The organism is Microbacterium sp. LMI12-1-1.1 (genome assembly GCF_040676455.1).
Taxonomy (GTDB): Bacteria; Actinomycetota; Actinomycetes; order Actinomycetales; family Microbacteriaceae; genus Microbacterium.
Genome location: NZ_JBEGIA010000003.1, coordinates 1 through 1,056, shown reverse-complemented (window position 1 = coordinate 1,056; position 1,056 = coordinate 1). Strand labels below are relative to the sequence as shown.

The following is a 1,056-nucleotide window of genomic DNA, read 5'->3' as shown; positions in this document are numbered from 1 at the left end:
AAGTTCGTGCCACCGCTCGAGCTGCTTGCCGCCCGCACGATCTCGCCCCGGTTCCTCTCCGAGGCTGAGCGCATCCAGATCGCCGATCTCGCCAGCCGAGGCCTCGGCCCGACGGCCATTGGACGCGCTCTGGGCAGAGCGCCGTCGACCATTAGTCGAGAGCTGCGCCGCAACCTTCACGCGTCCGGTCAGTATCGCCCGTTCCACGCCCACTCCGCTGCGGCGACGCGGCGGCGTCGCACCCGCCCGCTCAAGCTGTCCATGGACGGCGCATTGCGCGCGTTCGTGCTCGCCAAACTCCGAGAGCGGTGGAGTCCGCAGCAGATCGCCCGGGCACTCAAGCTCGCGCACCCCACCGACCCAAGTGCGCGGGTGGCGACAGAGACGATCTATCAGGAGATCTACCGGCCGAGCTCAGGGATCGTCCGCAAGCCGGAGCCCTCGCCGCTTCGCACCGGGCGTGATCATCGGCGCGGACAGAGCCGCCAGGTCCGCACCCGGCCGCGGTTCGCGCAGCCGATGCTCTCCGTCCATGACCGCGGCTTCGAGCCGACAGACCGATCGATCGCAGGTCATTGGGAGGGCGACCTCATCGTCGGACCGCACAACCGCTCCGCGATCGGCACGCTCGTCGAACGGCAGACCCGGTTCGTGAAGCTCCTGCACCTCCCCGCGCACAACTCGACCGAGCTGCTCCGGGCGCTCGTGAGAACGCTCAACGAGCTACCGCCACCGTTGCGGCGGACGGTGACATGGGACCAGGGCACGGAGATGGCCCGACATCTTGAGATCACCCAGGCGACCGGCACGCGCATCTACTTCTGCGACTCGGGCAGCCCGTGGCAGCGCGGGTCGAACGAGAACACGAATGGGCTCCTCCGCCAGTACTTCCCGAAGTCGACGGACCTCTCCCTCCACAGCGCCCGCGACCTCGCCCACGTCGAGAACGAACTCAACCGCCGACCCCGGATCACCCTCGGCGACCGAACCCCAGCCGACCTCTTCGCCACGCTGCTAGCCTCCCAGAATCACCCCTCGTTGCGATGACTGCTGGAA

Annotated in this window: 1 protein-coding gene; it reads left to right on the top strand. The window is 68.3% G+C overall.

Features of this window, described 5'->3' with window-relative positions:
* A partial coding sequence (locus MRBLMI12_RS08630) for an IS30 family transposase (protein WP_422656048.1) occupies nucleotides 1-1,047 on the top strand: 1,047 nt, incomplete at its 5' end.
* Nucleotides 1,048-1,056: the final 9 nt, after the last annotated feature.